General features: G+C 74.6%; 18 protein-coding genes and 1 pseudogene. 15 read left to right on the top strand and 4 right to left on the bottom strand.

Features of this window, described 5'->3' with window-relative positions; translation table 11 throughout:
- A pseudogene (locus tag ACFY0K_RS41945) lies at positions 1 to 106 on the bottom strand (esterase); the annotation flags it as partial.
- A gap of 232 nt (positions 107 to 338) precedes the next feature.
- Here ACFY0K_RS41945 and ACFY0K_RS41940 point away from each other — a divergent pair.
- The 3 genes from ACFY0K_RS41940 to ACFY0K_RS41930 all read left to right on the top strand — a co-directional run bounded on the left by ACFY0K_RS41940 (position 339) and on the right by ACFY0K_RS41930 (position 2297).
- Positions 339 to 806 carry a MarR family winged helix-turn-helix transcriptional regulator gene (locus tag ACFY0K_RS41940; RefSeq protein ID WP_390644318.1) on the top strand — a complete coding sequence of 156 codons (468 nt, stop codon included), beginning with the start codon at positions 339 to 341 and terminating at the stop codon, positions 804 to 806.
- 71 nt (positions 807 to 877) lie between these two features.
- Complete coding sequence (locus ACFY0K_RS41935) at positions 878 to 1801, top strand: NAD(P)-dependent oxidoreductase (RefSeq protein ID WP_390644317.1); 924 nt, start codon at positions 878 to 880, stop codon at positions 1799 to 1801.
- A 10-nt stretch (positions 1802 to 1811) separates the two neighbouring features.
- The gene (locus tag ACFY0K_RS41930; RefSeq protein WP_390644316.1) at positions 1812 to 2297 is read left to right on the top strand and encodes an RpiB/LacA/LacB family sugar-phosphate isomerase; all 486 of its coding nucleotides are present in this window, start codon (positions 1812 to 1814) and stop codon (positions 2295 to 2297) included.
- Positions 2298 to 2312: 15 nt separating this feature from the next.
- Here ACFY0K_RS41930 and ACFY0K_RS41925 read toward each other — a convergent pair whose 3' ends face one another.
- Together ACFY0K_RS41925 and ACFY0K_RS41920 are read right to left on the bottom strand one after the other, a co-directional pair.
- Positions 2313 to 2678 carry a DUF6479 family protein gene (locus ACFY0K_RS41925; RefSeq protein ID WP_351956391.1) on the bottom strand — a complete coding sequence of 122 codons (366 nt, stop codon included), beginning with the start codon at positions 2676 to 2678 and terminating at the stop codon, positions 2313 to 2315.
- 144 nt (positions 2679 to 2822) lie between these two features.
- Entirely contained in the window at positions 2823 to 3419 is a 597-nt protein-coding gene (locus ACFY0K_RS41920) for a CBS domain-containing protein (RefSeq protein WP_390644315.1), read from the bottom strand.
- 336 nt (positions 3420 to 3755) lie between these two features.
- Between ACFY0K_RS41920 and ACFY0K_RS41915 the strand changes: the two genes are divergently transcribed.
- The 10 genes from ACFY0K_RS41915 (at position 3756) to ACFY0K_RS41870 (ending at position 15154) form a co-directional block, all read left to right on the top strand.
- Positions 3756 to 4199: a universal stress protein gene (locus tag ACFY0K_RS41915; RefSeq protein WP_352358330.1), complete on the top strand. Its 444-nt coding sequence runs from the start codon at positions 3756 to 3758 to the stop codon at positions 4197 to 4199.
- A 57-nt stretch (positions 4200 to 4256) separates the two neighbouring features.
- Complete coding sequence (locus ACFY0K_RS41910; RefSeq protein ID WP_390644314.1) at positions 4257 to 4637, top strand: ferredoxin; 381 nt, start codon at positions 4257 to 4259, stop codon at positions 4635 to 4637.
- A 282-nt stretch (positions 4638 to 4919) separates the two neighbouring features.
- Entirely contained in the window at positions 4920 to 6122 is a 1203-nt protein-coding gene (locus tag ACFY0K_RS41905; RefSeq protein ID WP_390644325.1) for a Glu/Leu/Phe/Val dehydrogenase dimerization domain-containing protein, read from the top strand.
- Positions 6122 to 6958 (top strand): EamA family transporter, encoded by an 837-nt coding sequence (locus ACFY0K_RS41900; RefSeq protein ID WP_390644313.1) that lies wholly within the window; start codon positions 6122 to 6124, stop codon positions 6956 to 6958. The genes ACFY0K_RS41905 and ACFY0K_RS41900 overlap by 1 nt, the downstream gene beginning before the upstream one ends.
- Positions 6959 to 7042: 84 nt before the next feature.
- Positions 7043 to 7507 (top strand): YybH family protein, encoded by a 465-nt coding sequence (locus ACFY0K_RS41895; protein WP_390644312.1) that lies wholly within the window; start codon positions 7043 to 7045, stop codon positions 7505 to 7507.
- A gap of 151 nt (positions 7508 to 7658) precedes the next feature.
- Positions 7659 to 10136 carry a hypothetical protein gene (locus ACFY0K_RS41890; protein ID WP_390644311.1) on the top strand — a complete coding sequence of 826 codons (2478 nt, stop codon included), beginning with the start codon at positions 7659 to 7661 and terminating at the stop codon, positions 10134 to 10136.
- A gap of 134 nt (positions 10137 to 10270) precedes the next feature.
- Complete coding sequence (locus tag ACFY0K_RS41885) at positions 10271 to 12838, top strand: hypothetical protein (protein ID WP_390644310.1); 2568 nt, start codon at positions 10271 to 10273, stop codon at positions 12836 to 12838.
- Between the two features lie 186 nt (positions 12839 to 13024).
- Positions 13025 to 13348, top strand: a complete 324-nt coding sequence (locus ACFY0K_RS41880; protein WP_351956400.1) for a WXG100 family type VII secretion target — start codon at positions 13025 to 13027, stop codon at positions 13346 to 13348.
- A gap of 37 nt (positions 13349 to 13385) precedes the next feature.
- Positions 13386 to 13709, top strand: coding sequence for a WXG100 family type VII secretion target (locus tag ACFY0K_RS41875; protein ID WP_351956401.1), 324 nt, complete (start codon positions 13386 to 13388; stop codon positions 13707 to 13709).
- 50 nt (positions 13710 to 13759) lie between these two features.
- Positions 13760 to 15154: an EsaB/YukD family protein gene (locus tag ACFY0K_RS41870; protein ID WP_390644309.1), complete on the top strand. Its 1395-nt coding sequence runs from the start codon at positions 13760 to 13762 to the stop codon at positions 15152 to 15154.
- An 84-nt stretch (positions 15155 to 15238) separates the two neighbouring features.
- Here the strand turns inward: ACFY0K_RS41870 and ACFY0K_RS41865 are convergent, their stop codons facing one another.
- Positions 15239 to 15904 carry a LuxR C-terminal-related transcriptional regulator gene (locus ACFY0K_RS41865; protein WP_390644308.1) on the bottom strand — a complete coding sequence of 222 codons (666 nt, stop codon included), beginning with the start codon at positions 15902 to 15904 and terminating at the stop codon, positions 15239 to 15241.
- 264 nt (positions 15905 to 16168) lie between these two features.
- Between ACFY0K_RS41865 and ACFY0K_RS41860 the strand changes: the two genes are divergently transcribed.
- Both ACFY0K_RS41860 and ACFY0K_RS41855 read left to right on the top strand, forming a co-directional pair.
- Positions 16169 to 17008, top strand: a complete 840-nt coding sequence (locus ACFY0K_RS41860) for a hypothetical protein (protein WP_351956404.1) — start codon at positions 16169 to 16171, stop codon at positions 17006 to 17008.
- Entirely contained in the window at positions 17005 to 19725 is a 2721-nt protein-coding gene (locus tag ACFY0K_RS41855; protein ID WP_390644307.1) for a right-handed parallel beta-helix repeat-containing protein, read from the top strand. Before ACFY0K_RS41860 ends, ACFY0K_RS41855 begins: the two co-directional genes overlap by 4 nt.
- Positions 19726 to 19862 lie beyond the last annotated feature (137 nt).

Genomic DNA, 19862 nt, shown 5'->3' with positions numbered 1-19862 from the left:
CCTCGGCGGGAGCGAGGTCGAAGAGGTAGGGCGGGTTGGCGGTGGCCTCGACGAAGGCCTGGGCGGCGGGTTCGAGAACCGGAGTGACGGGCGTGGCGTCGGTCATGACGGCCTCCTCGGTATCGGGTGCCGCGCGCAAGGGTGGCCGGCGATGTTCACCGGGGCGGCGGCACGAGAAAGAGAGTAGCGCGCGATTAAGTCGTGCGCTACTTATTTTGGGTCGATCTGTTGGTGCCCGATGTCATCGGATGCGAAGAGCTCGGGCTCCATGGGGTCGAGGGGACCGGAAAGCTAAGGTGGTGACGGGCCAGAACGCCGCAGGAACCAGGAGCCGCCCCGTGGACCGCATCGCCGCCGAGCCGGCCGAGGGCTCGCTGCTCCTCGACGACCAACTCTGCTTCGCGCTGTACGCCGCCTCCCGTGCGGTGACCGCGCGCTACCGCCCACTCCTGGACGAGCTGGGGCTGACCTATCCGCAGTACCTGGTGATGCTCGTCCTGTGGGACCAGGACTCGGTGTCCGTGCGCGAACTGGGCGCCGCGCTGCAACTGGAGTCGAGCACGCTCTCCCCGCTGCTGAAGCGCCTGGAGGCGAACGGCCTGGTCACCCGGGAACGGCGCCCCGACGACGAGCGGTCCGTCACCATCCGGCTGACCGCGGACGGCGCCCGGCTCCGGGACCGCGCCCGCTCCGTCCCGGTCGCCATCGGCGACGCCATGGGCCTGACGCCCGAACAGGACGCCACGGCCAAACAGTTGCTGCGCCTGCTCACCGCGAACGTCTCCGACCCCGCCGCCGACCGCTGACGGCAGCCGCACCAGGCACCGTCAGGTGCCGGTGATCCGCACCCACCGCACGACGACCGGGAGTTGTGACGATGACACAAGCGACAGGCAGCGCCGGTGCCCCGGTCTGCGGCTTCGTCGGGCTCGGGGTGATGGGTCAGCCCATGGCGCTCAACCTCGCCCGGGCCGGCACCCCGCTCGTCGTGTGGAACCGGACGCCGGAGCGGGCGGAACCGTTGCGGGCGGCCGGGGCGCGGGTGGCGGCGAGCGCCGAGGAGGTCTTCGCCCGCGCCCGTGTCGTGTTCGTCATGCTCGTCGACGAGACGGTGACGGACGCCGTCCTCGGGCGGGGCGGACCGGATTTCGCCAAACTGGTCGCCGGCCGGGCCGTCGTGTCGACGGGCTCGACGTCACCCGAGTACGCGCGCGGACTCGCCGCCGACATCGAGGCCGCCGGCGGCCGCTTCGTCGAGGCGCCCGTCTCCGGGTCGCGCAAGCCGGCCGAGGCGGGCGAACTGGTCGCGATGCTCGGCGGCGACCCGGACGCGGTGGCGGAGGTACGGCCGCTGCTCGCCCCGATGTGCCGGGAGAGCGTCCACTGCGGCCCGGCAGGGTCCGGTGTCCTCATGAAACTGGCCGTCAACCTCTACCTGGACACCACCCTCGCGGCACTGGCCGAGGCCGTCCACTTCGCCCAGCGGCAGGGCCTGGACCTGGAGACCTTCCGCGCCGTCGTCGACTCCGGCCAGCTGGGCAGCGGCATCACCCGGGTCAAGGTCCCGATGCTCGCGGCCCACGACTTCACCGTGCAGGCCGCCACCGCCGACGCCTACGCCAACACCCGGCTCATCGCCGACGCGGCCCGCGCGGCCGGGATCGCCACCCCCATGCTCGACCTCAGCAGCGAGCTCTACGGCGAGAGCGTGCGGCTGGGCAACGCCCGCCTCGACATGTCCTCGGTCCTCACCGCGATCGAGGCCCGCACGGACACCGCACCGCCGCCCGTGAGCGGCTAGGCTCCGGGACATGCGGATCTCCGTCTCCTCCGACATGGACGAACCCGTCGCCCGGTTCCTCGTCGAAGAGCTGCGCCGCCGCGGTCACGACGTGCGCGCGTACGGCGCGCTGGCAGCCGGGGCCGACCCGCAGTGGGCCGTCTGCTCGGAGGCGGCCGCCCGCGACGTCGCCGCCGGCACCGCCGACCAGGCCGTGGTGTGCTGCTGGACCGGCACCGGCGCCTCGATCGCCGCCAACAAGGTGCCCGGTGTCCGCGCGGCCCTGTGCGCCGACGCCTACACCGCGGACGGCGCCCGCCGCTGGAACGACGCCAACGTCCTCGCCCTCGGGCTCCGGCTGACCTCGCAGCCGGTGCTCAAGGAGATCCTCGACGCCTGGTTCGCGGCCACGCCGAGCCAGGACGCCGAGGACCTCGGGAACGTGGCCCACGTCGGTCGCCTCGACGCGGGCCGCGGGTCTGTCCAGAGCGGGACTGTCCAGAATGGGGCTGTCTAGGGACTGTGTCAGGTGTCAGTGGGCGCCGAGCCCGCCGCCGCCGAACGAGCCGCTGGAGCCCTTGCTCCAGCGTGGCCGGTCCTTCGACGTGCTCGGCCTGGTCTGCTGGTTGCTGAGTTCGTACGGGGTGAGCGGGCGTCCGCCCTTGGGCATCAGCGGGATCTCCTCCGACTCGCGGTTCTCCCGGATCTCGTGCACAGCACCCTCCGGTGGCAGCTTCGGCTGCTCCTCGGGACGCGGCCGGGGCGACTCGCGGTACTTGACCCGGTTGCCCAGCCAGAAGCCCCCGGCGAGCATCGCCAGCACGGCCACGGCCACCACGAAGAGCGCGAGACTCAGTAGGCCGCTGGGAGCGGCCAGCTGCATCGGTTCCGTACTCATAGCAAAGGGATACCCCGCCCAGAACGGCATGAACCGGACGCAATCGGTAGTCAATCGTACACAGCGGGCGACAGCGCGGCGGCGCGAAGGGACCGGAACGGGTCAGAAGGGGCCCGAAGGGACCAGGGAGGAGCCGGCCTCGCGTCAGTGCGGATCGTCGCGTACCGAGACCGGGCAGAGGCGGCAGCGGACGTCGACCACGCCTTCCACGGCGCGGGTCAGGCGTTCGGCGACCGGTGCCGGTTCCGGGCTGTCGATCCAGCCGGTCAGGGTGACCACACCCTCGGTGACCTCGACCCTGATGTGGTCGGCGGAGAGCGGGAACAGGCGGTCGACGACCTCCCGGCGCACCTCCTCGGTCAGTTCCTCGTCCGCACGCAGGAACACCTTCAGCAGGTCCGCACGGCTGACGATGCCCGTGAGGACGCCCGTACCGTCGACGACGGGCAGCCGCTTGACCCCGCGCCGGGCCATGACCCGAGCCGCCTCCGCCACGGTGGCGTCGGCGTGCACGGTCACCGCGGGCGCGTTCATCAGCTCCCCGGCGGTCACCCCGCGGGCCCTGGCCAGGTCGGCCTCGGACACGACGCCGACCACCCGCCCCCCGCCCTCCAGCACGGGCAGGGTGCTCACCTTCCGCCGGTCCATGAGCGTGACGACGTCCTTGAAGGGGGCGTCGCGGTCCACGGCCACGGGGTCGCGGGTCATCACGTCGCCGACGGTGCGCGGGCTGTCGTGCATGGTCGCCTCCTGGGATCCCGCCGACCACGAGAGGGCGGGAAGGACGCCATCCGCTTCTCGCGGATCCTGATTGCGCGGTGCGCGGCCGTGGCCGACCGCTTCCCCGCGTCACTGGGGGTCCTTCCCGTCACCTCCAGCACACCACGGGAACGCCCACGCCACCAGGGCTCACCGATCCGCAATTCACCGCCCCGCGCCCGCACGGCGGCGAACGGACCGTGTCATGCCGCCGGCCGCACTTCTCTGGCGGTGCGGCCGTCCGTCGCGCAGCGTGGAGGAGGGGCCTGCCGGACGCCCGAGGAGAGTCCGAGGAGGGCCCGAGGAGAGGTGGAGCGCATGGACGGGGATGTCACCGAGCGGCGGGTCGTGGTCGGCGTCGACGGATCGCCGTCCTCGTACGCGGCTCTGCGCTGGGCGCTGCGGTACGCCGGCTTCGTCGGCGGTGTCGTCGAGGCGGTCGCCGTGTGGGAGCTGCCGGGACTGTACGGGTGGTCGGGGCCCGCCGTGGACATGGACGTCGACGCGGAGGAGGCCCGGGACCGGATGCGGCAGGAGCTGACCGACGTGCTCGGCGCGGACGCGGCGGGCTCGGTCCGCTCCCACCTGGTGCACGGCAACACCACCGACGTCCTGCTGCGGGCCGCGGAGGGCGCCGAGGCCCTCGTCGTCGGCAGCCGCGGCCGGGGCGGGTTCGCCCGCGCGCTGCTCGGCTCCGTCAGCCAGCAGGTGTCCCAGCACGCCACCTGCCCGGTCGTGATCGTCCGCGCCGAACAGAACTGAGCCGAGGCCGGCGCCGCATGGCGTTTGCCCGCGCCGCGTGCTGGTTACCCGGGCCGCATGACTTGGACGTCTTCTCAGCAGGACCTGTACCGGTTCCTGGAAGACCGGTTCGCATGCGCGCAGGCCTGCACGGAGTGCGCCCGGATGTGCGCGCTGCGTGCGGGGATACTGAATCCCGGCGGGGCCGCCGACGCCGAGGCGGACCGGTTGCGCCGCACCGGCATCATGTGCGCCGAGGTGTGCGACGCCACCTGCCGGGCACTGATCGAGGAGACCGGCCGGGACGAGGACGGCCTGCGCGTCCAGCTGGAGTGGTGCCGTACGGTCTGCCTCGACTGCGCGCGAGCCTTCGACGCCCGTCCGGGCGCCGAGTCCAGCGCTGCCGCCTGCCGGGCGTGCGCCGTGGCCTGCACGGACTTCATGGCGGCGCTCGGCTGACGGGGTAGCGGAGGCGGGCGGCACCGGCACGCGGGTGGCGTCCGAGGGTGGGCGGCGGTCCCCGATAAGGGACCCGGCAGGCCCCCGGAACGGGGAACTGCCCGGAGATCCATGGCCCGGACTACCGTCGGAGCGCGCGCGGGTGGCCGCTTTCCGACGGTCGTCGGCCGCCATTGGCGACGGCCGCTGCCTGCCGTCGCCGGCTACCACCGGTGCGCTCCGTGGCCCGTCCTCATCGGCTTTCGCTAGGAGCCCATCGCCGTGAACAGCGGTCTTCTCGCCATGCCCGCGGTCCGTACCGGTGCCGCCGCCCCCCGGCCTCCCGAAGCAGCACTCACCTGGACCGACCCCGTCACGGGGCGCCAGGGCTTCCTCGTCGTCGACCGGCTCGTCCGGGGCCTCGCCAGCGGTGGCCTGCGCATGCGCGAGGGCTGCCGCTACGAGGAGGTCAGGGAGCTGGCGGCCGCGATGAGCGTGAAGGAGGCGCTGCACTACGACCCCGCGGGCCGCTACCTGCCGATGGGCGGCGCAAAGGGTGGCATCGACTGCGACCCGCTCAGCAGCGAGGCACGCGGTGTGCTCTCCCGGTTCCTCGCGTTCATCCGGCCCTACGTGGCGAACAACTGGGCGACCGGCGACGATCTCGGCACCACCACGGAACTCATCGAGGAGGTGCTGGGCGAGCTGGGGGTGGACGGCTGCATCGCCCCGGTCGTGCGCACCCTCGACGACCCCGCGGCCGCGCGGAGACGTTTTGCTGAGGCGTTCGCGGTAGCGGTCGGCGGTATCGGTCTCGCCGAACTCGTCGGTGGCTGCGGGGTCGCGGAGGCCGCCCTCACGGTCCTGGACCGGGACGGGATCCCGCGGTCGTCCGCCACCGCAGCCGTCCAGGGCTTCGGGGCCATGGGCGGCGCCACGGCACGGTACCTGCAGGCGGCGGGCGTCCGGGTGGTCGGCGTCTCCGACGTCCACGGCACCGTCGCCAACCCGCGTGGCCTCGCCGTGGAGGACATGCTGCGCCACCGGCGGCCGCACGGCACCGTCGACCGTGGCCGGCTCCGCCCCGACGACGTCCTCCTCGAACGCGACGCCTGCCTGGCGCTCGAAGCCGACGTCGTGGTCCCGGCCGCGACCTCCTACAGCATCCACGGCGCCAACCAGGACCGGATCGCCGCCCGGTACGTCGTCGAGGCGGCGAACCTCCCCGTGACTGCGGACGCGGAGGAACGACTGCTGCGGCGCGGCTGCCTCGTCGTACCGGACGTCGTCGCCAACTCCGGGACCAACGCCTGGTGGTGGTGGGTGCTCTACGGCGACGTCGCCCCCGACCCGGCGGCCTCCCTGGCCAAGGTGCGGACGGCCCTGCGCACGCTGGTGACCGAGACCCTGCAGCTCGCCGAGGACGCGGCGTGCACGCCCCGGGAGGCCGCACGCCATCTGGCCGACGCCAGACGGGACGTCCTGCTGAACCGGCCGGGTGCCTGATGATCACCACACTGCTGGCCACGGTCGCGGCGGTGGGGTGGGGAGCCGCGGACTACTGCGGCGCCCGCGCGTCGCGTGCCATGCCCGCCGGGCGGGTCGTCCTCCTCTCCCAGGTGCTGTCCCTCCCGGTGCTCGCCGGCTGGCTGGCGGCGACCGCCGGACCCGGACCCGACCTGACGGCCCTCGCCTGGGGGTGCGCGGCCGGTGCCTTCGGAGTGCTGGGCCTGGTGCTGCTCTACCGCACGCTGGCGGCCGAGGGGATCGTGCTCGTCGCCCCGGTCACGGCGGTCACGGCGGCCGTCGTACCCCTCGCCGTGGGGCTGGCCCTCCAGTCGGCTCCCGGGCCGATCGCGCTCTGCGGCGTCTGCTGCGCGCTGCTGTCGATCGCCCTGGTCAGCCTGGTGGGGCGGGTCCGGCGGACCACCGTCGCGCTGCGCACCCTGCTGCTGGCCCTCGCCACGGGCGCGGCGCTCGGACTCCAGCTCGTCCTCATCTCGCATCCGGGGCCGGAGGCCGGCCTGTGGCCGCTGGCCGGCGCCCGCGCGGTCTCCATCGTGTGCGTGGCGCCCGGCGCCCTGCGCGGACGGCCGCGGACCGACGGCACGGCTCTGCCCTGGCTGCCCGTCGTGCTGTCGGGTGTCCTCGACACGGCGGCCTTCGCCTTCTGTCTGTTCGCCGCGGACCAGGGGCTGCTGAGCGTGGTCGGGACGATCGTGTCGCTCTACCCGGCGGCCACCGTCGTCCTCGCGCTGGTCCTCGACGGCGAACGCGTGACGGCCCATCAGGCCCTCGGCCTCTTCCTGGGGGCCGGGGCGCTGTTGCTCGTCAGTGTGTAGCGGCGCAGGGATCCCGCGCAGGCGGCCATGGACACCACACCACCACCCGAAACCACCCCAAACCACCGAAGGGGAACAACCCGCATGAATGACGATCAGGAACAGCAGGTGCAGCAGGATCAGGCAGAACAGCAGGTGCTGCAGGCCGCCGGCGACCTCGTGGCCGCCTTCGCCGAGGAGCGCCTGGACGACTACTTCGCCGCCTTCGCCGCCGACGCGACCTTCGTCTTCCACACCACCGACCGGCGCATCGAGTCCGTCGCCGAGTACCGGCGCGTCCGGGCCCGCTGGGCGGCCGACGACGACTTCCGGGTGCTGAAGTGCCTGTCCTCCGACCACAGGGTCCAACTCTGGGAGGACACCGCGGTGTTCACCCACACCGTGGCGACGGACGTCTCGACGCGCGCCGGCACCGCGACCCTCCACGAGCGGGAGACCATCGTCTTCCGCCGTACCGCGGACGGCCGCTGGCTCGCCGTGCACGAACACCTCTCCCCGGCCGCCCCCTGCCCGCCCGGCCCGACGGAGCGGCCCGGCCCGCTCGGGTGACCGAGGCCACCGGCACCCGCGGCGAACCGATCTTGTCGGCCGTCCGTAGCTGTAGGTGAGGCCGGAGCCGGTGGACCGAGCGACGGAAGCCGCGCACCGACGTACATCCGGTACGTCCGGGAAGGGCACGCCGTCACGGAAGGAGCAGTTCATGTCCCGCTGGGGGACCCTCTTCACGCGCCTGGCACCAGGCCGGGGCGAGCAGCCCGGCAGCGCGCCGGGAGAGCCCGACACGACCGTCCTCGTCGACGAGTACGACGGGCTGACCCTGCTGCGCGCCACCGAACAGGCCGTCCCCGGCCCGCAGGACGCGGCGGAACTCGCCCGCTCCCTGGGCGCCGAAGGGGGACGGACCGTCGCCACCGTCGTCGTCGGAGTCGACGGCCCGGTTCCGCCCGGGCTGTGGACCCGGCTGGGGGACGTCCTCGACGCGCTCCGGGGCAACGGCACGACGACCGTCCGCCTGGTGGTGTCCGGCGCGGGAAGCGGCACCCCGGACCGGCCGGCCCTGGCCCAGCGGATCGCCGACACCTGGGGGCTGGGGGTGATCGCGCCCGAGGGCAACGCACTGCTCGTCCCCGGCGGAACCCTCTTCGTCCCGGACGCGCCCGAACCGTCCGGCGGCTGGCAGCTCTTCCAGCCGGGCACGGAGCCCACGCCGCTGGGCGCACGTCACCCCGCCCCCGGCTGGCAGACCGCCTTCGCGGCGCTGCCCGAGCACACCACCGCCGGACACGCCGTTCGCCCCGTCCCCGCCGGTGTACTGCTCCAGCCGCCCGGAACGCCGCCGCCCGTCCCCGGCGACCTGTGCTACGCGGTGCCCGTCGACCCCGCCCACCCCACCGTGCTCGTCGGCGTGCCCGGCCGAGGCGGCGGCGCCCGGATCCCCGCCGACGACCTGGCCGCGCTGCTCGCCGCGCTGCCGGCGGCCGTACGCGACCGGATCCGCGTGGCGCCGGGTGCCGAGGGCGACCTGCTGCCCGTCGTCCAGGAGGTCACCGGCGCGCTGGACATCGAGGTCGAGGTGCTCACCGGGCCGCCGCTCGCGGTCCGCGCCGCGACACCGGACGACGGAGACCTCGCCGCCGGGCCCGTCCTCGTCGACATCACCGGCCGGCCGACCTGGCGACCCTACGTCGAAGCGGTGATGTGCCACCCCGGCAGCTCCGGCGGTTCCGGCAGCTCCGACGAGGGTACGGAGGCCGCCGCTCCCCGGCTGCTGCGCTGGCGTTCGCCGGTGCCCGACGCCCAGCCCCAGGACGCCGGCGTGGTCCGGCTGTCGGAGCGGTGGCAGGTCACCATGACCCGGTCGGGCCTCGCCCTGGGGCCCGCCGGCCAACCCCTGCCGGTCACCGGCCGCCCCGTGCTCGCCGACCAGCTCGCCGTCGAGATCGGCCCGTCGGACGAGCCGCTCGACGAGTCCTGCTGGACCGCCCTGTCCCACGTCCTCGACTATCTCGATCCCGAGGCCCGCGAGTACACCGTCCTGCACGCGCCCGGCCGCTCGGCCGAGGAGAGCCGCATGCTGCGCCGGCTCGCCGTACAGCACGGAGTCCGGATGCCGTGGCCCCCGACCGCCGGCGCCGATCCGGAAGCCCTGCCCGAGCCCGTCGGCGCGGAACCGCCCGCGCCCGCCGACGGGGACACCCCGGCGCCGGACGGCTTCACCCTCTACCGCGACCGGATCGGCGGCATCGTCCAGGCCGCCAACGCGGGCCGGTACGACGACGCCACGGCCCTCGCCACGGCCCTCGAACGAGAGGCGTTCACCGCCCATGGCTCCGAGCACCCCACGGCCCTGCAGATCCGTCAGATCAGGGCCCACGTGATGCGGCTGGCCGGGCACAACGCGCTCGCGGCCGACCTCTACCGGCGCGTCGCGTTCAGCCTGCTGGTGACCTCGGGCCTGGACAGCGTCGACGCCGAGCAGGCCGCCGCCAACGCGGACGCGTGCTGGCGGGACACCGGCGACATCGCGCTCGCCCTGCGCATCGCGCCGTCGATCATCGCCCTGCGGCAGAAGCTGCCGGGCCCCGACGGCCGCTGGCTGCGGGCCGCCGAACGCTACCGCGACCAGCTCGACACCGCCCACGCCGTCGCGCCCGCGCCGGAGCTGCCGTCCGCAGTGCCGGTACCGGTGCCTGCTCCGACGGCGCCTGCAGCGGTCGTTGGGCCCGCACCGGCCATTGCGCCCGTCGCCTCCGTCGCCTCCGTCGCGTCCGGCCCCGGAGGGTCCCCGGCGACCGCGAACCAGGACCTGCCGGCGGCGGCTGTCCGGGCCGATGCCGGCAGGCCGCGGGTGGTCGCCGTCGCGGGCGCGGCGGCCGCCGCCGGGCCCGCGGCGGCTTCTGCCGGTGCCGCCGCTCGTACGGCCTCACGGCCGGGACCTGCTTCGCCCGCCACGGGACCCGTGGCCGCCCCGACCGTCCCTGTCGCGCCCGCGGTCCCGGCCACGCCCGTCGCCGTCCCGCGTGCGCGGCGGTCTGCGGCGGCGCGGGAACTCGTCGCCGCGGTGCCGCCCGTACCGTCCGGGGCCGGCGGGACCCGCACCGTGCGGCCCCCGGTCGTCGGCGAGGACATCGAGGCCGCGGCCCCCACCGCCTGCTCGGCCGTGGCGGGCCGGCGCTGACGAGGATCCGAACACCACGCCGCGCCGCGCCGGGGACATTCCCGTTCCCCGCCCGGCGGGCCCGACCGGTCACCCGGCCGTGACGGGCCCGCCGGCCGCGCCGCAGCGAGACACCGACCCGAAAGCGAGCGCGGATGGCAGAGACAACCACCGGCAGGACCACCGCGGTTGACACGACGGTACGGATCCAGGCCGAGCAGTACGACGGCCTGGTCGTGCTCCGTTCCGCCGCCCGGGCACCCGCGGGAGAGGTCGACGACCTGGTCCGGGTGCTGCGCTGGTCGGGCGACCCCACGCTCACGCTGCTGTCCGACGCGGCGACGACGGCGGAGCCGGACTTCTGGCCCCGCCTGAGCACGCTCCTCGACTCGCTCCGCGCGTCCGGTCACACCGCGGTGCGCCTCGCCATGCCGGGGGCGGGCGGGGAACGCCCGGGACACCTGGCGCCCGCGCGCCGGATCTCCGACAACTGGGGCATCACGGTGGAGGCCCCCGCCGCCGGACTCCACCTGGTGCCCGGCGGCTCGCTGTACGCACCCGACGGCCCCGGCGGCCGCGGCGGCTGGCTGGGGTTCGCGCCGGGCATGACGCCGGTGCCGCTCGGCACGCGCTGCCCGCGCCCCGTGTGGCAGGCCGCCCTCGACCAGGTTCCCGCCCGGACGACCGGCGGGTACGTGAGCGAGCAGATCCCCGCCGGCCTGTACCTGCGGCCCGCGCGGTCGGCCGGTTCCGTTCCCGGCGACCTCTTCCACACCGTCCCGGTGGATCCCCGCCGGCTCACCGTGGTGGTGGGCGGCCAGCCGGGGGAGGAGGTACCGGCGGACGCCGTCGCCGACGTGCTGTCCGCGCTGCCCGGTCCGGTGCGCGACAGCGTCCGGCTGGCGCCCGGCGGCCCCTGGGACCTGCTGGCGCTCGCCCAGCAGGTGGCCGACCGGCTCGGCGCGGCGGTGGTGGTGGCGACCGGGCTGCCGCTGCTCACCGACAGCACTGTCGCGGGTGCCCGAGGTGTCCGCTCCGTCGTGCCGGGCGCGGACGGTGCCCCCGGCTGGCTGCCGTTCGTCAACGCCGCCGAATGCCGGCCGGCCGGCGTCGCGGGAACTCCCGCGCCCCGCCTGCTCGGCTGTGCGGCACCGCTGCCCGGCGCGCAGGGGACCTCGGACGACGGTTCTGTCCTCCTCACCGACCGCTGGCAGGTGACGGGGACCCGGGCCGGACTGTGGGTCGGCGAACCCGGTGCGGTGCGCTCCGGTGCCGGGCTCCCGGTGGGCCCGGACGGACCCGTCATCGAGGCGGGCGCCCCGGGCGCGCGGACGGACGACTCGTTGTGGCCCGCGCTGGACCGCCTCCTCACCTGCCTGCCGCCGCAGGTACGGGCGACCGCCACGCTCCAGGTGTACGGCACCTCCCCGGCCGACGCCCCCCGGCTCCGCGATCTGACGACCCGGTACGGCCTGCGCACCGGGTCCGCCGCGACCACCGTTCCCGGCGCCCCGGAGGCCGTCCGCCACCCGCAGGCGCCGGCTGCCGGAGCCGAACCCGCCGTACGCCCCGCCCCGTCGGACCTGGCCGTACCGCCGACCGCGGCGCAACCGGACGAGCCGCGCGCCGCCGCGGACCCGGACGAACCGCCCGCTCCGACGGCCGCCCTCGTACCCCGCACCTCGGCCGACCCGGTGGCGGCGCCCGACCTCGCCGGGGCCTGGGAGCACCTGATCCGCGGACGGCAGGAGGTCACGGCCCCCCGGGAGCCGCTCGCACCCGACCCGCCCGCCGGACCTGATCTCGACGAGGCATGGGAGTACCTGAGCCGGCGCCCCACGACGGCCGCCGGCTCCGCGGCCGGCCGGACCGCCCAGCCGGTCCCGCCGGGCCCGGACGGCCTGGTATCCGCCCGCACCTCCTCCTTCCGCGCGGGCCACCGCAGCAGCCCCGTGGAGCACACGGCGCTGCGGCTGCTCGCCGGTCCGGCCTGGGAACGGCACGCGCCCGCCGTCGCCCGTGCCCTCACCCGGCTGCCGGCGCTGACCGGCGCGGAACGGGAGGCGGCCGAGGCCGACCTGACCGCCCTCCGGCTCTACCTCGACGACGCGGGCGGCCTGCTCGACCACCGTGCGCTGGCCGCGGCCTGCCACGGGCGCGACGACCGGCTCCTGCCCTTCGCCGCCTGCCTGGTGTCGGCGCTGCGCCGGCTGCCGACGCACCGGGGCGCGGTCCTGCGCGGCGCGGGCTCCGCGCTGCCGGAGGCGACGGACCCGGAGACCGACCCGCTGCGGCCCGGCACCGTACTGAGGGATCGGGCCCCGCTCGGCGGGGTGCGGGCGGGCGCCGGCGGAGCGGGACCGGGCTGGCCGCGCGGTCCGCGCTACGCCGTCTGGTCGGTGACCGGCCGGCTCGCCCGGCCGCTGTTCGCCGACCCCGAACGACCCGAGGAAACCCCGGAAGTGGTGTTCGCCCCCGGCACCCCGTTCATGATCCTCGACGTACGGCGCAGCGGCCCCTCCCCGGTCGTCCTGCTGCGCGAACTGCCCGCCTCGGGCGGGGCACCCGGGTCCGAACCGGGCCAGGACGCACACGCCGAACTCGGCGAGGCGGACCGGGCCGCACTCGCCGGCCTGGACGAGGCACTCCGCGGCCGCGCGGCCCAGAGCACCGGCGGTGGCTGGCCGGAGCGGTGCGCGGGCCCGGTGGGAGAGGGCCCCTAGAGCCGCCCTGACGGCACATGAAGTCCCCTGCGCCGCAGGGGACTTTCGTCATGCCCGGGATTGCGGCCCGCACCGGGACACCGGCCGCCGGCCTCGGGGACACCGGAATGGGGGTCTGTCCGCCTCCCGTACGCCGCTGCGACGCTTACCAGGCCGGTATTACGCCACCCGGAGAGGAGCAGTACGGTGACCGACTTCAAGGTGACACCGGAGTACATCTCGGAGGCCGCGGCGTCGTGCGACAGCAAGGCGGCCGAGATCCAGGGCCAGCTGACGGACCTCAAGAACTACGTGACCGGCCTGGAGGACTCCTGGCAGGGCATCGCCCAGACCACCTTCCAGGCCCTCATGCAGGAGTACGACATCTACTCCCGCATGCTCCACGACGCGCTCACCGACATCGCCGGCGGCCTGCGCGGCAACTACGTCAACTACAGCGACGCCGAGCAGCAGAACATCAACTCGATCAACACCATCGAGGCCGGCCTCTCCAACGCCAACCTCGGCTGACACCCCGGCACAGCACCCAGAGCATCAGGGAGTGATCATGGCAGGAAATGTCGACGGCGCGAACCTCGTGGTCAGGCCGGAACTCGCCGACGCGGGCAAGGTCATCAACGACAAGGCCCAAGCCATCGCGGACGAACTGGCCAGCCTCAACAGGCAGCTCCAGCCGGTCCTCGGCGGCGGCGACTGGACCGGTGACGCACAGCAGTACTTCGAGGGCCTGGAAGCGGAGTGGACCTACGCCGCGCACGGTCTCTTCGGTCCGGACGGCGTGCTCGGCGAGATCGCCCACGCGATGCACGTCAACTGGAACAACTACGCCGAGGCCGAGTGGTCCAACGGCCGTACCTGGCAGCACCACTGACCCGTCGCCCTGTGGCGGAACGCCCCCGCATCCCCTGAGGAATCGTCATCGTGGATGAGCACTGCCGTATCACCGTCGTCGGCGAGCGCCGGAGGGTGGACCTCGCGGTCCCCGCCGGTGCCCCGATCGTGAGCTATGCCGACACCCTGGCGCGCCTGTGCGACCAGCAGGAGTCCGACATCATGCCGGCGGCCTGGACCCTGGGCGCGGCGACCGGGAGTGCCTTCGCCCCCGAGTGGTCGCTCTCGGAGCTGGGCGTCACCGACGGCCAGGTCCTCTACCTGCGCGACGCCACGGCCGACGAGCTGGACGACCCGGTCGTGCACGACGTCGCCGAGCGGGTCGCCGACGTCTCCGGCGGCGCCCTGGACCGCCGTTGGGACGCCCGTTCCCGGACGTACACCCTGACCGCGCTCGCTCTCGGCTGGCTGGTCGCCACGCTGTTCGTGCTCGCCGTCCGGCACCGGCCGGGCGCGGGCGTCCTCCTCGACCTCGGGCTCGCCGCCGGGCTCGCCCTGCCCGTGGCTGCCTGGGTCGCGGCGGAGCGCACCTGGCCCGTCCCAGCGGCGCTGCGGATGACGATGGCCCTGTGCGCGGTGCCCGCGCTGGCCCTGGGCGCCTGGTCCGCCGCGCTGGGCCAGGGCGTCCGGCAACTCGGACTGGGAGGGGTCATGACCCCGGCCGGGCTGGCCGTGGCGGCCCTCGCCCTGGGCGCGCTGCTGGGCGCCTTCCTCGCCGCCGTGGCGGCCCCGGCGGTGACCACCTCCGCGACCCTGTTCACGGCCGCCGTCGCGGCGGTGCTCGGCGTGGGCCTCGCGGCCCTGCGGGCGGACGGCGTCCAGGCGGCCTCGGTCGCCGCCGTGGCCGCGTTCGCCCTGCTGACCGTCGTACCGTCGGCCGTGAGCGGGACCGTGGCCTTCACCTGGCGGCGGGTCAGGATGCGGGTGCAGGAGGAGCCGCGCGACGACGAGGTCGCCGCCGCCGTCCGCTCCGCCACTGTCCTGCTGGCCACCTGGAGCGGCGCCCTGAGCGTGGTGCTCGGCGGCGCCCTGGTGGTTCTGGCGGCCTCCAGCTCCCTCTACGCCAACCTCGCGGCCGGGCTGCTCGGGCTCGCGGGCCTGCTGCGCGCCGGGTCGGCCCGGCTGGTCGCCGAGGTGGTGCCGCTGCTGGCGGCCGGTACGGCCGGGCTCTTCACCCTGCTGGCCACCGGACCCGAACGGTTCGGCTCGGCGACCTGGGTGGGCCCCGTGTGCAGCGCCCTGGTCGCGGCCGTGCTCCTGGTCTACGGCTTCCGGCGCCTGATGCGCCGCCCGGACCTGCCCGCGATGGCCAGGCCCCGCTGGCTGGCCGGCTTCGGCTCGGTCCTGGCCGGCGGCAGTGTCGCACTGGCGGTGGCGATGTTCGGGGCGTTCGGTGCGCTCGTCGGCCTGGGACACCACATCTGACCGGGCATCACATGCCAGTGGCCGCCGGCCCGCACGGCTGACTGTGCGGGCCGGCGGCCACGAGGGGAAGGGCGGGACGCCATGTCAGGCCGCCAGCGCGGGACTGCGGAACTCCTCGTCCTGGAGCAGGCCGAGCTCGATCGCCTTCCGGGTGAGGTCGGCCTTGTTGCGGACGTTCAGCTTGTTCCTGATCCGCTTCACGTAGGTGCTGACCGTGGCCTCCGTCAGCCCCATCCGACGGGCGATCTGGCCGTGCGTCAGCCCCGTGGCCAGCAGCTTCAGCGCCTCCCGCTCCCGGTGCGCGAGAGCGGGGGCCGGGGTGCCTGCGGGCTGCCGCAGCTCGTGGTGGAGCCGGCCGGCGAGACCGGGCGCCACATGCAGGCCGCCCAGCGCGACCGTCTCCACCGCGCGCAGCAGCTCCTGTTCGCCGGCCTGCTTGCCGACACAGCCGTAGGCACCGGCCCGCAGCGCGTCGGTCACCGGCTGCCAGCCCGCGAGGTCGGCGACCACCAGCACCCGTGCGCACTCCGTGAGCGCGGCCACGGTTCTGGCCAGCGAGGGCCCGGGCTGCGGCGGAGCGCCGTAGACGATGACGTCCAGGTGCTCCACGGCGGGTTCCGGCAACTCCGCGGGATCGGCGGCCAACGCGACCACCCGCAACAGCGCGCTGCCGGAGAGCAGGGTCTCCAGACCCAGGCGCACCAGACTGTGCTGCTCGACGACTGCGATCTGAGCAATCTGGGGGGACATTGCGCTCCTGCCATTCATCGGTTCCGGTGAGTTCCTGAGTACGAACGTAGCCCCCGCGTCAGCCCCCATCCCCGCCCTCGACCTCGTGAGAGAAAACACGTGAACCCGCCCGTGACCCACTACGTAACTCAAGTCGGGTGCCCTGCGGCCGAGTAGCCCGGCCGTGCGCCCGTACCGCGGCTGTTCGCCCCGCCGACCCTTTCTTTTTTCCTTTCCCATTCCCAGGACTATTCCGACACTCAGTAATGAGGGGTGCTTTCCCGCATGATTGAAGAGGACTGGCGTGAGTTCTCCTCCGCATTCGCCGAATCCGTACGGCCGGAGGACCCGCGCGGCCGGACCGGCAAGCGGATGCTCGTGGTGAGCGTCTCCACGCTCCTGGCCGTCGCCCTCGGGGCGCTGGTGTACGGCGCGCTCGGCGGCCCGGCCTTCGCCCTGCCCAGCGAGGTCGAACCCATCGCCCCCAGCCCGGACGCCACGCCCTACCAGGCCGGCGGCCAGAGCGCGGGACAGACCTGGAAGGCCATCGCCGGCCCTGACTGCGCGGCGAGCAGCGACGGTTCGACCGGCTTCGCCGCCTACGGCTACTCCACGGGCACCGACGCCGACGGCACCACCGCCTGGACCCAGTCGGACAGCGGCGGTTACACCGGTGAGGCCTGCGCCGGCGGCTACCTGTCCATGCCGGTCTCCGGCAAGGCGGACGGCTACAGCGCCTCCCGCTACGCGCTGTGGAAGTACGACTTCAGCTCCCACTTCACGGTCGCGTCCTGCCGGGTCTCCAGCTACGTGCCCACCAACTCCTCCCGCACCCGGGTCGGCGGCTCGCCCGCGTACTTCTACTACTACGACGACGACTACACGGCCGGCACCGCCGTCAGTGCCGGCGCCGGCGCGGACAAGGAGCCCAAGGCGCTCGGCGGCTTCCTCGTCGACCAGACCGGCAGGAACCGCCAGGGTCGCTGGTACACGTCGCCCGTCTTCACCGTGCGGACGGGCCGGGTCACCGTCAGGCTCGTGGACGCCGGGGCGGAGCGCGCCGACGCGGCCGAGGGCGTCCATGTCGCCGCCGCCCAGCTGCGGCTGACCTGCACCTCGACATGAGCGCCGGACTGCGTGTCGCCCCACGCGGCTGGGGCACGTACAAGACGATCGTCGCCGCCGTCCGCGAGGCCCCCGAGGGCGCCGTGATCTCCGTCCAGCCCGGCACCTACACCGAGAGCGTCGTCCTGGACCGGGACATCACCCTCGCCGCCGAGAAGGGCCGCGGCACGGTACGGCTCGTCGCCGGCGCCCACGGGCCCGCGCTCACCGTGCAGAGCCCCGGCGGCCGGGTGCAGGGCCTGGTCCTCGAAGGCCGGAGCACGGAACCGGCCGTCCTGGTCACCTCCGGCGCGGTCGAGATCAGCGGCTGCGAGATCACCGGCGGCGGCGTCCAGGTCACCGGCACCGCCGAGCCCGTCCTGCGGGACTGCGAACTGCACCACACCGGGGACATCGGGCTCCACCTCGGCGGCGACAGCCGGGCCGTGGTGGAGAACACCGGCATCAGCGACGTGGACGCCGTCGGCATCCTGGTCGACCACGGCGCGGCCCCCACTCTCACCCGGGTGTCGGTGACCCGCACCGGCGGCCACGGCATCCGCGTCACCGGCACGGCCCGCGCCGCCCTGGAGCTGTGCGCCGTCACCCACACCGGCGCCGCGGCCGTCGCCGTCGACGACAACGCCCGGCCCGTGCTGCGCACCTGCCGGATCGGGGACAGCGAGGCGGGGGGAGTCGTCATCACCGGCGACGCCGGGGCCGACGCCGCCCCCGACGACGACAGGGCCGGTGAAGGGCCTACCGCCGGGGGCGAGTTCGGGGTCGCACTGCGCGGCTGCGAGATCGCCCGCACCGGCCGCGACGGCGTGCACGTCACCGGCCGTGCCGTCGCCTCCCTCGCCGACTGCAGGGTCAGCGACATCCGCGCGGCCGGCGTCGTCGCCACCGGCGCCGCCCGGCTCCGGCTGCACGACACCACGACGACCGACACCACGGGCTCCGGCCTCGCGGCCGGCGGTGAGGCACAGGTGGAGGTACGCGGCGGGGCCTTCACCCGCTCCGGCGCCAACGGCGTCTACGCCTGCGACACCGCCCGCCTCACCCTCACCGACTGCGCCGTCACCGTCTCCGCCTACACCGGGGTCCACGCCGGGGCCGGCAGCCGGGTGACGGTCCGTGACAGCCGGGTCCAGGGCACCCCGGAACACGGTCTGCGCAGCGTGGACCAGGCCCTGCTGACCCTCACCGACACGAAGATCGACGACACCGGGCTGTGCGGTGTCGAGGTCGACGGCGGCGACCTGTCCGCCCGCGGCTGCCGGATCACCAAGTCCGCCACCGGCATCGGCCTGCGCACCGAACACCGTCCGCTCGTCGACGACTGCTCGATCAGTTCCTGCTCCGGCGTCGGCATCGACATCGGCGCCGGCACCGCCGCGCTCGTCGTCGACACCCGCGTCACCGGTACCGGCGCGGCCGGCGTCTTCGTCCGCGAGGGCGCCGCCGCCTGGCTCACCGACTGCTCCGTCACCGACACCAAGGGCACCGGCCTCGTCGTCCAGGCGAAGGCCACGCCCCGGGTACGCGGCACCACGGTCACCGGCACCGCGAAGAACGGCCTCTACATCGCCGACAACGCCGCCGGCCGCTTCGAGGACTGCGACATCAGCGCCACCGGCTTCCCGGCCGTCTACGTCGGCAGCGCCGCGACACCGCTCCTGCGCGGCTGCCGCATCCACGACACCGACGAGGACCTCAAACTCGCCGAGGGCGCCGACCCGACGATCGAGCGCTGCCGCGTCGACGACGTGAAGATCAGCACCATGCCCGAGGAGGCGCTCGGCGGTGACCCGCTGCCCGCGCCGGGCGGCTCCGGAGCGCTCGCGGTGGCACCGGGCGGGCCGGCCACCGGCCCCGGGACGGCGGACGCCAAGAGCACCGGAACCCGGCAGACCCGCGCCGAGAGCCTCTCCGAGGTCCTGGCCGAACTCGACGACCTGATCGGCCTGGAGAGCGTCAAACAGGACGTCAGCACCATGGTCAAGGTCATGCAGCTGGTCCGCCAACGTACCGAGGCCGGCCTCGCCGCCCCACCGCTCAGCCGCCACCTGGTCTTCGCCGGCAACCCGGGCACCGGCAAGACGACGGTGGCCCGCCTGTACAGCCGGGTCCTCGCCGCGCTCGGCCTGCTCTCCCGCGGCCACCTGGTCGAGGCCGACCGGGCGTCCCTGGTCGGCGAGTACGTCGGGCACACCGCCCCCAAGACCACGGCCGTCTTCAAACGGGCCCTCGGTGGCGTCCTGTTCATCGACGAGGCGTACGCGCTCACCCCCGCCGGACAGGGCAACGACTACGGCCGTGAGGCCATCGCCACCCTGGTCAAACTCATGGAGGACCACCGCGACGACATCGTCGTCATCGTGGCCGGCTACCCCGACGAGATGGAACGCTTCGTCGACATCAACCCCGGCCTGGCCTCCCGCTTCACCCGCACCCTGATGTTCGACGACTACGGGAGCGAGGAACTGGGCCGCATCGTCGAGTTCCACGCCGCCAAGCACGAGTACGTGCTGCCGCGGGACACCCGCGAGGCCCTGCTCGCCTACTTCGGCGCGCTCGTCCGCGACGACCGCTTCGGCAACGGCCGCACCGCCCGCCAGATCTTCCAGCGCATGACGGAACGGCACGCGCAGCGGGTCGTCGAACTGGTCGAGCCGACGACGGAGGACCTGGTGACCCTGCTGCCGGACGACCTGCCGGCCGTCGCCGTGGGGTGAGGACGCCCGACGGGGCATGCGGAGGGGGGGGCGGGGCGGGCGGGGGGGGGGGGGGCGGCGCCCCCCGCCGTGCCCGCCGGCAACCGCCCCCCGGCCGCCCCCGCGGGCCAAACCGCAGCACCGCCGCGCGGGGGCGT

This window comes from Streptomyces sp. NPDC001507, from assembly GCF_042894765.1.
Taxonomy (GTDB): domain Bacteria; phylum Actinomycetota; class Actinomycetes; order Streptomycetales; family Streptomycetaceae; genus Streptomyces.
The sequence above is the reverse complement of the archived record's forward strand: the minus strand, read 5'-3'. Positions and strand labels throughout refer to the sequence as shown.

What these genes read in the sequence shown, in the direction of transcription:
- ACFY0K_RS41935 (WP_390644317.1), top strand. Translation starts at nt 878, where the DNA reads ATGACACAAGCGACAGGCAGCGCCGGTGCCCCGGTCTGCGGCTTCGTC.
- ACFY0K_RS41930 (WP_390644316.1), top strand. Translation starts at nt 1,812, where the DNA reads ATGCGGATCTCCGTCTCCTCCGACATGGACGAACCCGTCGCCCGGTTC.
- ACFY0K_RS41925 (WP_351956391.1), bottom strand. Translation starts at nt 2,678, where the DNA reads ATGAGTACGGAACCGATGCAGCTGGCCGCTCCCAGCGGCCTACTGAGT.
- ACFY0K_RS41920 (WP_390644315.1), bottom strand. Translation starts at nt 3,419, where the DNA reads ATGCACGACAGCCCGCGCACCGTCGGCGACGTGATGACCCGCGACCCC.
- ACFY0K_RS41915 (WP_352358330.1), top strand. Translation starts at nt 3,756, where the DNA reads ATGGACGGGGATGTCACCGAGCGGCGGGTCGTGGTCGGCGTCGACGGA.
- ACFY0K_RS41910 (WP_390644314.1), top strand. Translation starts at nt 4,257, where the DNA reads ATGACTTGGACGTCTTCTCAGCAGGACCTGTACCGGTTCCTGGAAGAC.
- ACFY0K_RS41905 (WP_390644325.1), top strand. Translation starts at nt 4,920, where the DNA reads ATGCCCGCGGTCCGTACCGGTGCCGCCGCCCCCCGGCCTCCCGAAGCA.
- ACFY0K_RS41900 (WP_390644313.1), top strand. Translation starts at nt 6,122, where the DNA reads ATGATCACCACACTGCTGGCCACGGTCGCGGCGGTGGGGTGGGGAGCC.
- ACFY0K_RS41895 (WP_390644312.1), top strand. Translation starts at nt 7,043, where the DNA reads ATGAATGACGATCAGGAACAGCAGGTGCAGCAGGATCAGGCAGAACAG.
- ACFY0K_RS41890 (WP_390644311.1), top strand. Translation starts at nt 7,659, where the DNA reads ATGTCCCGCTGGGGGACCCTCTTCACGCGCCTGGCACCAGGCCGGGGC.
- ACFY0K_RS41885 (WP_390644310.1), top strand. Translation starts at nt 10,271, where the DNA reads ATGGCAGAGACAACCACCGGCAGGACCACCGCGGTTGACACGACGGTA.
- ACFY0K_RS41875 (WP_351956401.1), top strand. Translation starts at nt 13,386, where the DNA reads ATGGCAGGAAATGTCGACGGCGCGAACCTCGTGGTCAGGCCGGAACTC.
- ACFY0K_RS41865 (WP_390644308.1), bottom strand. Translation starts at nt 15,904, where the DNA reads ATGTCCCCCCAGATTGCTCAGATCGCAGTCGTCGAGCAGCACAGTCTG.
- ACFY0K_RS41860 (WP_351956404.1), top strand. Translation starts at nt 16,169, where the DNA reads ATGATTGAAGAGGACTGGCGTGAGTTCTCCTCCGCATTCGCCGAATCC.
- ACFY0K_RS41855 (WP_390644307.1), top strand. Translation starts at nt 17,005, where the DNA reads ATGAGCGCCGGACTGCGTGTCGCCCCACGCGGCTGGGGCACGTACAAG.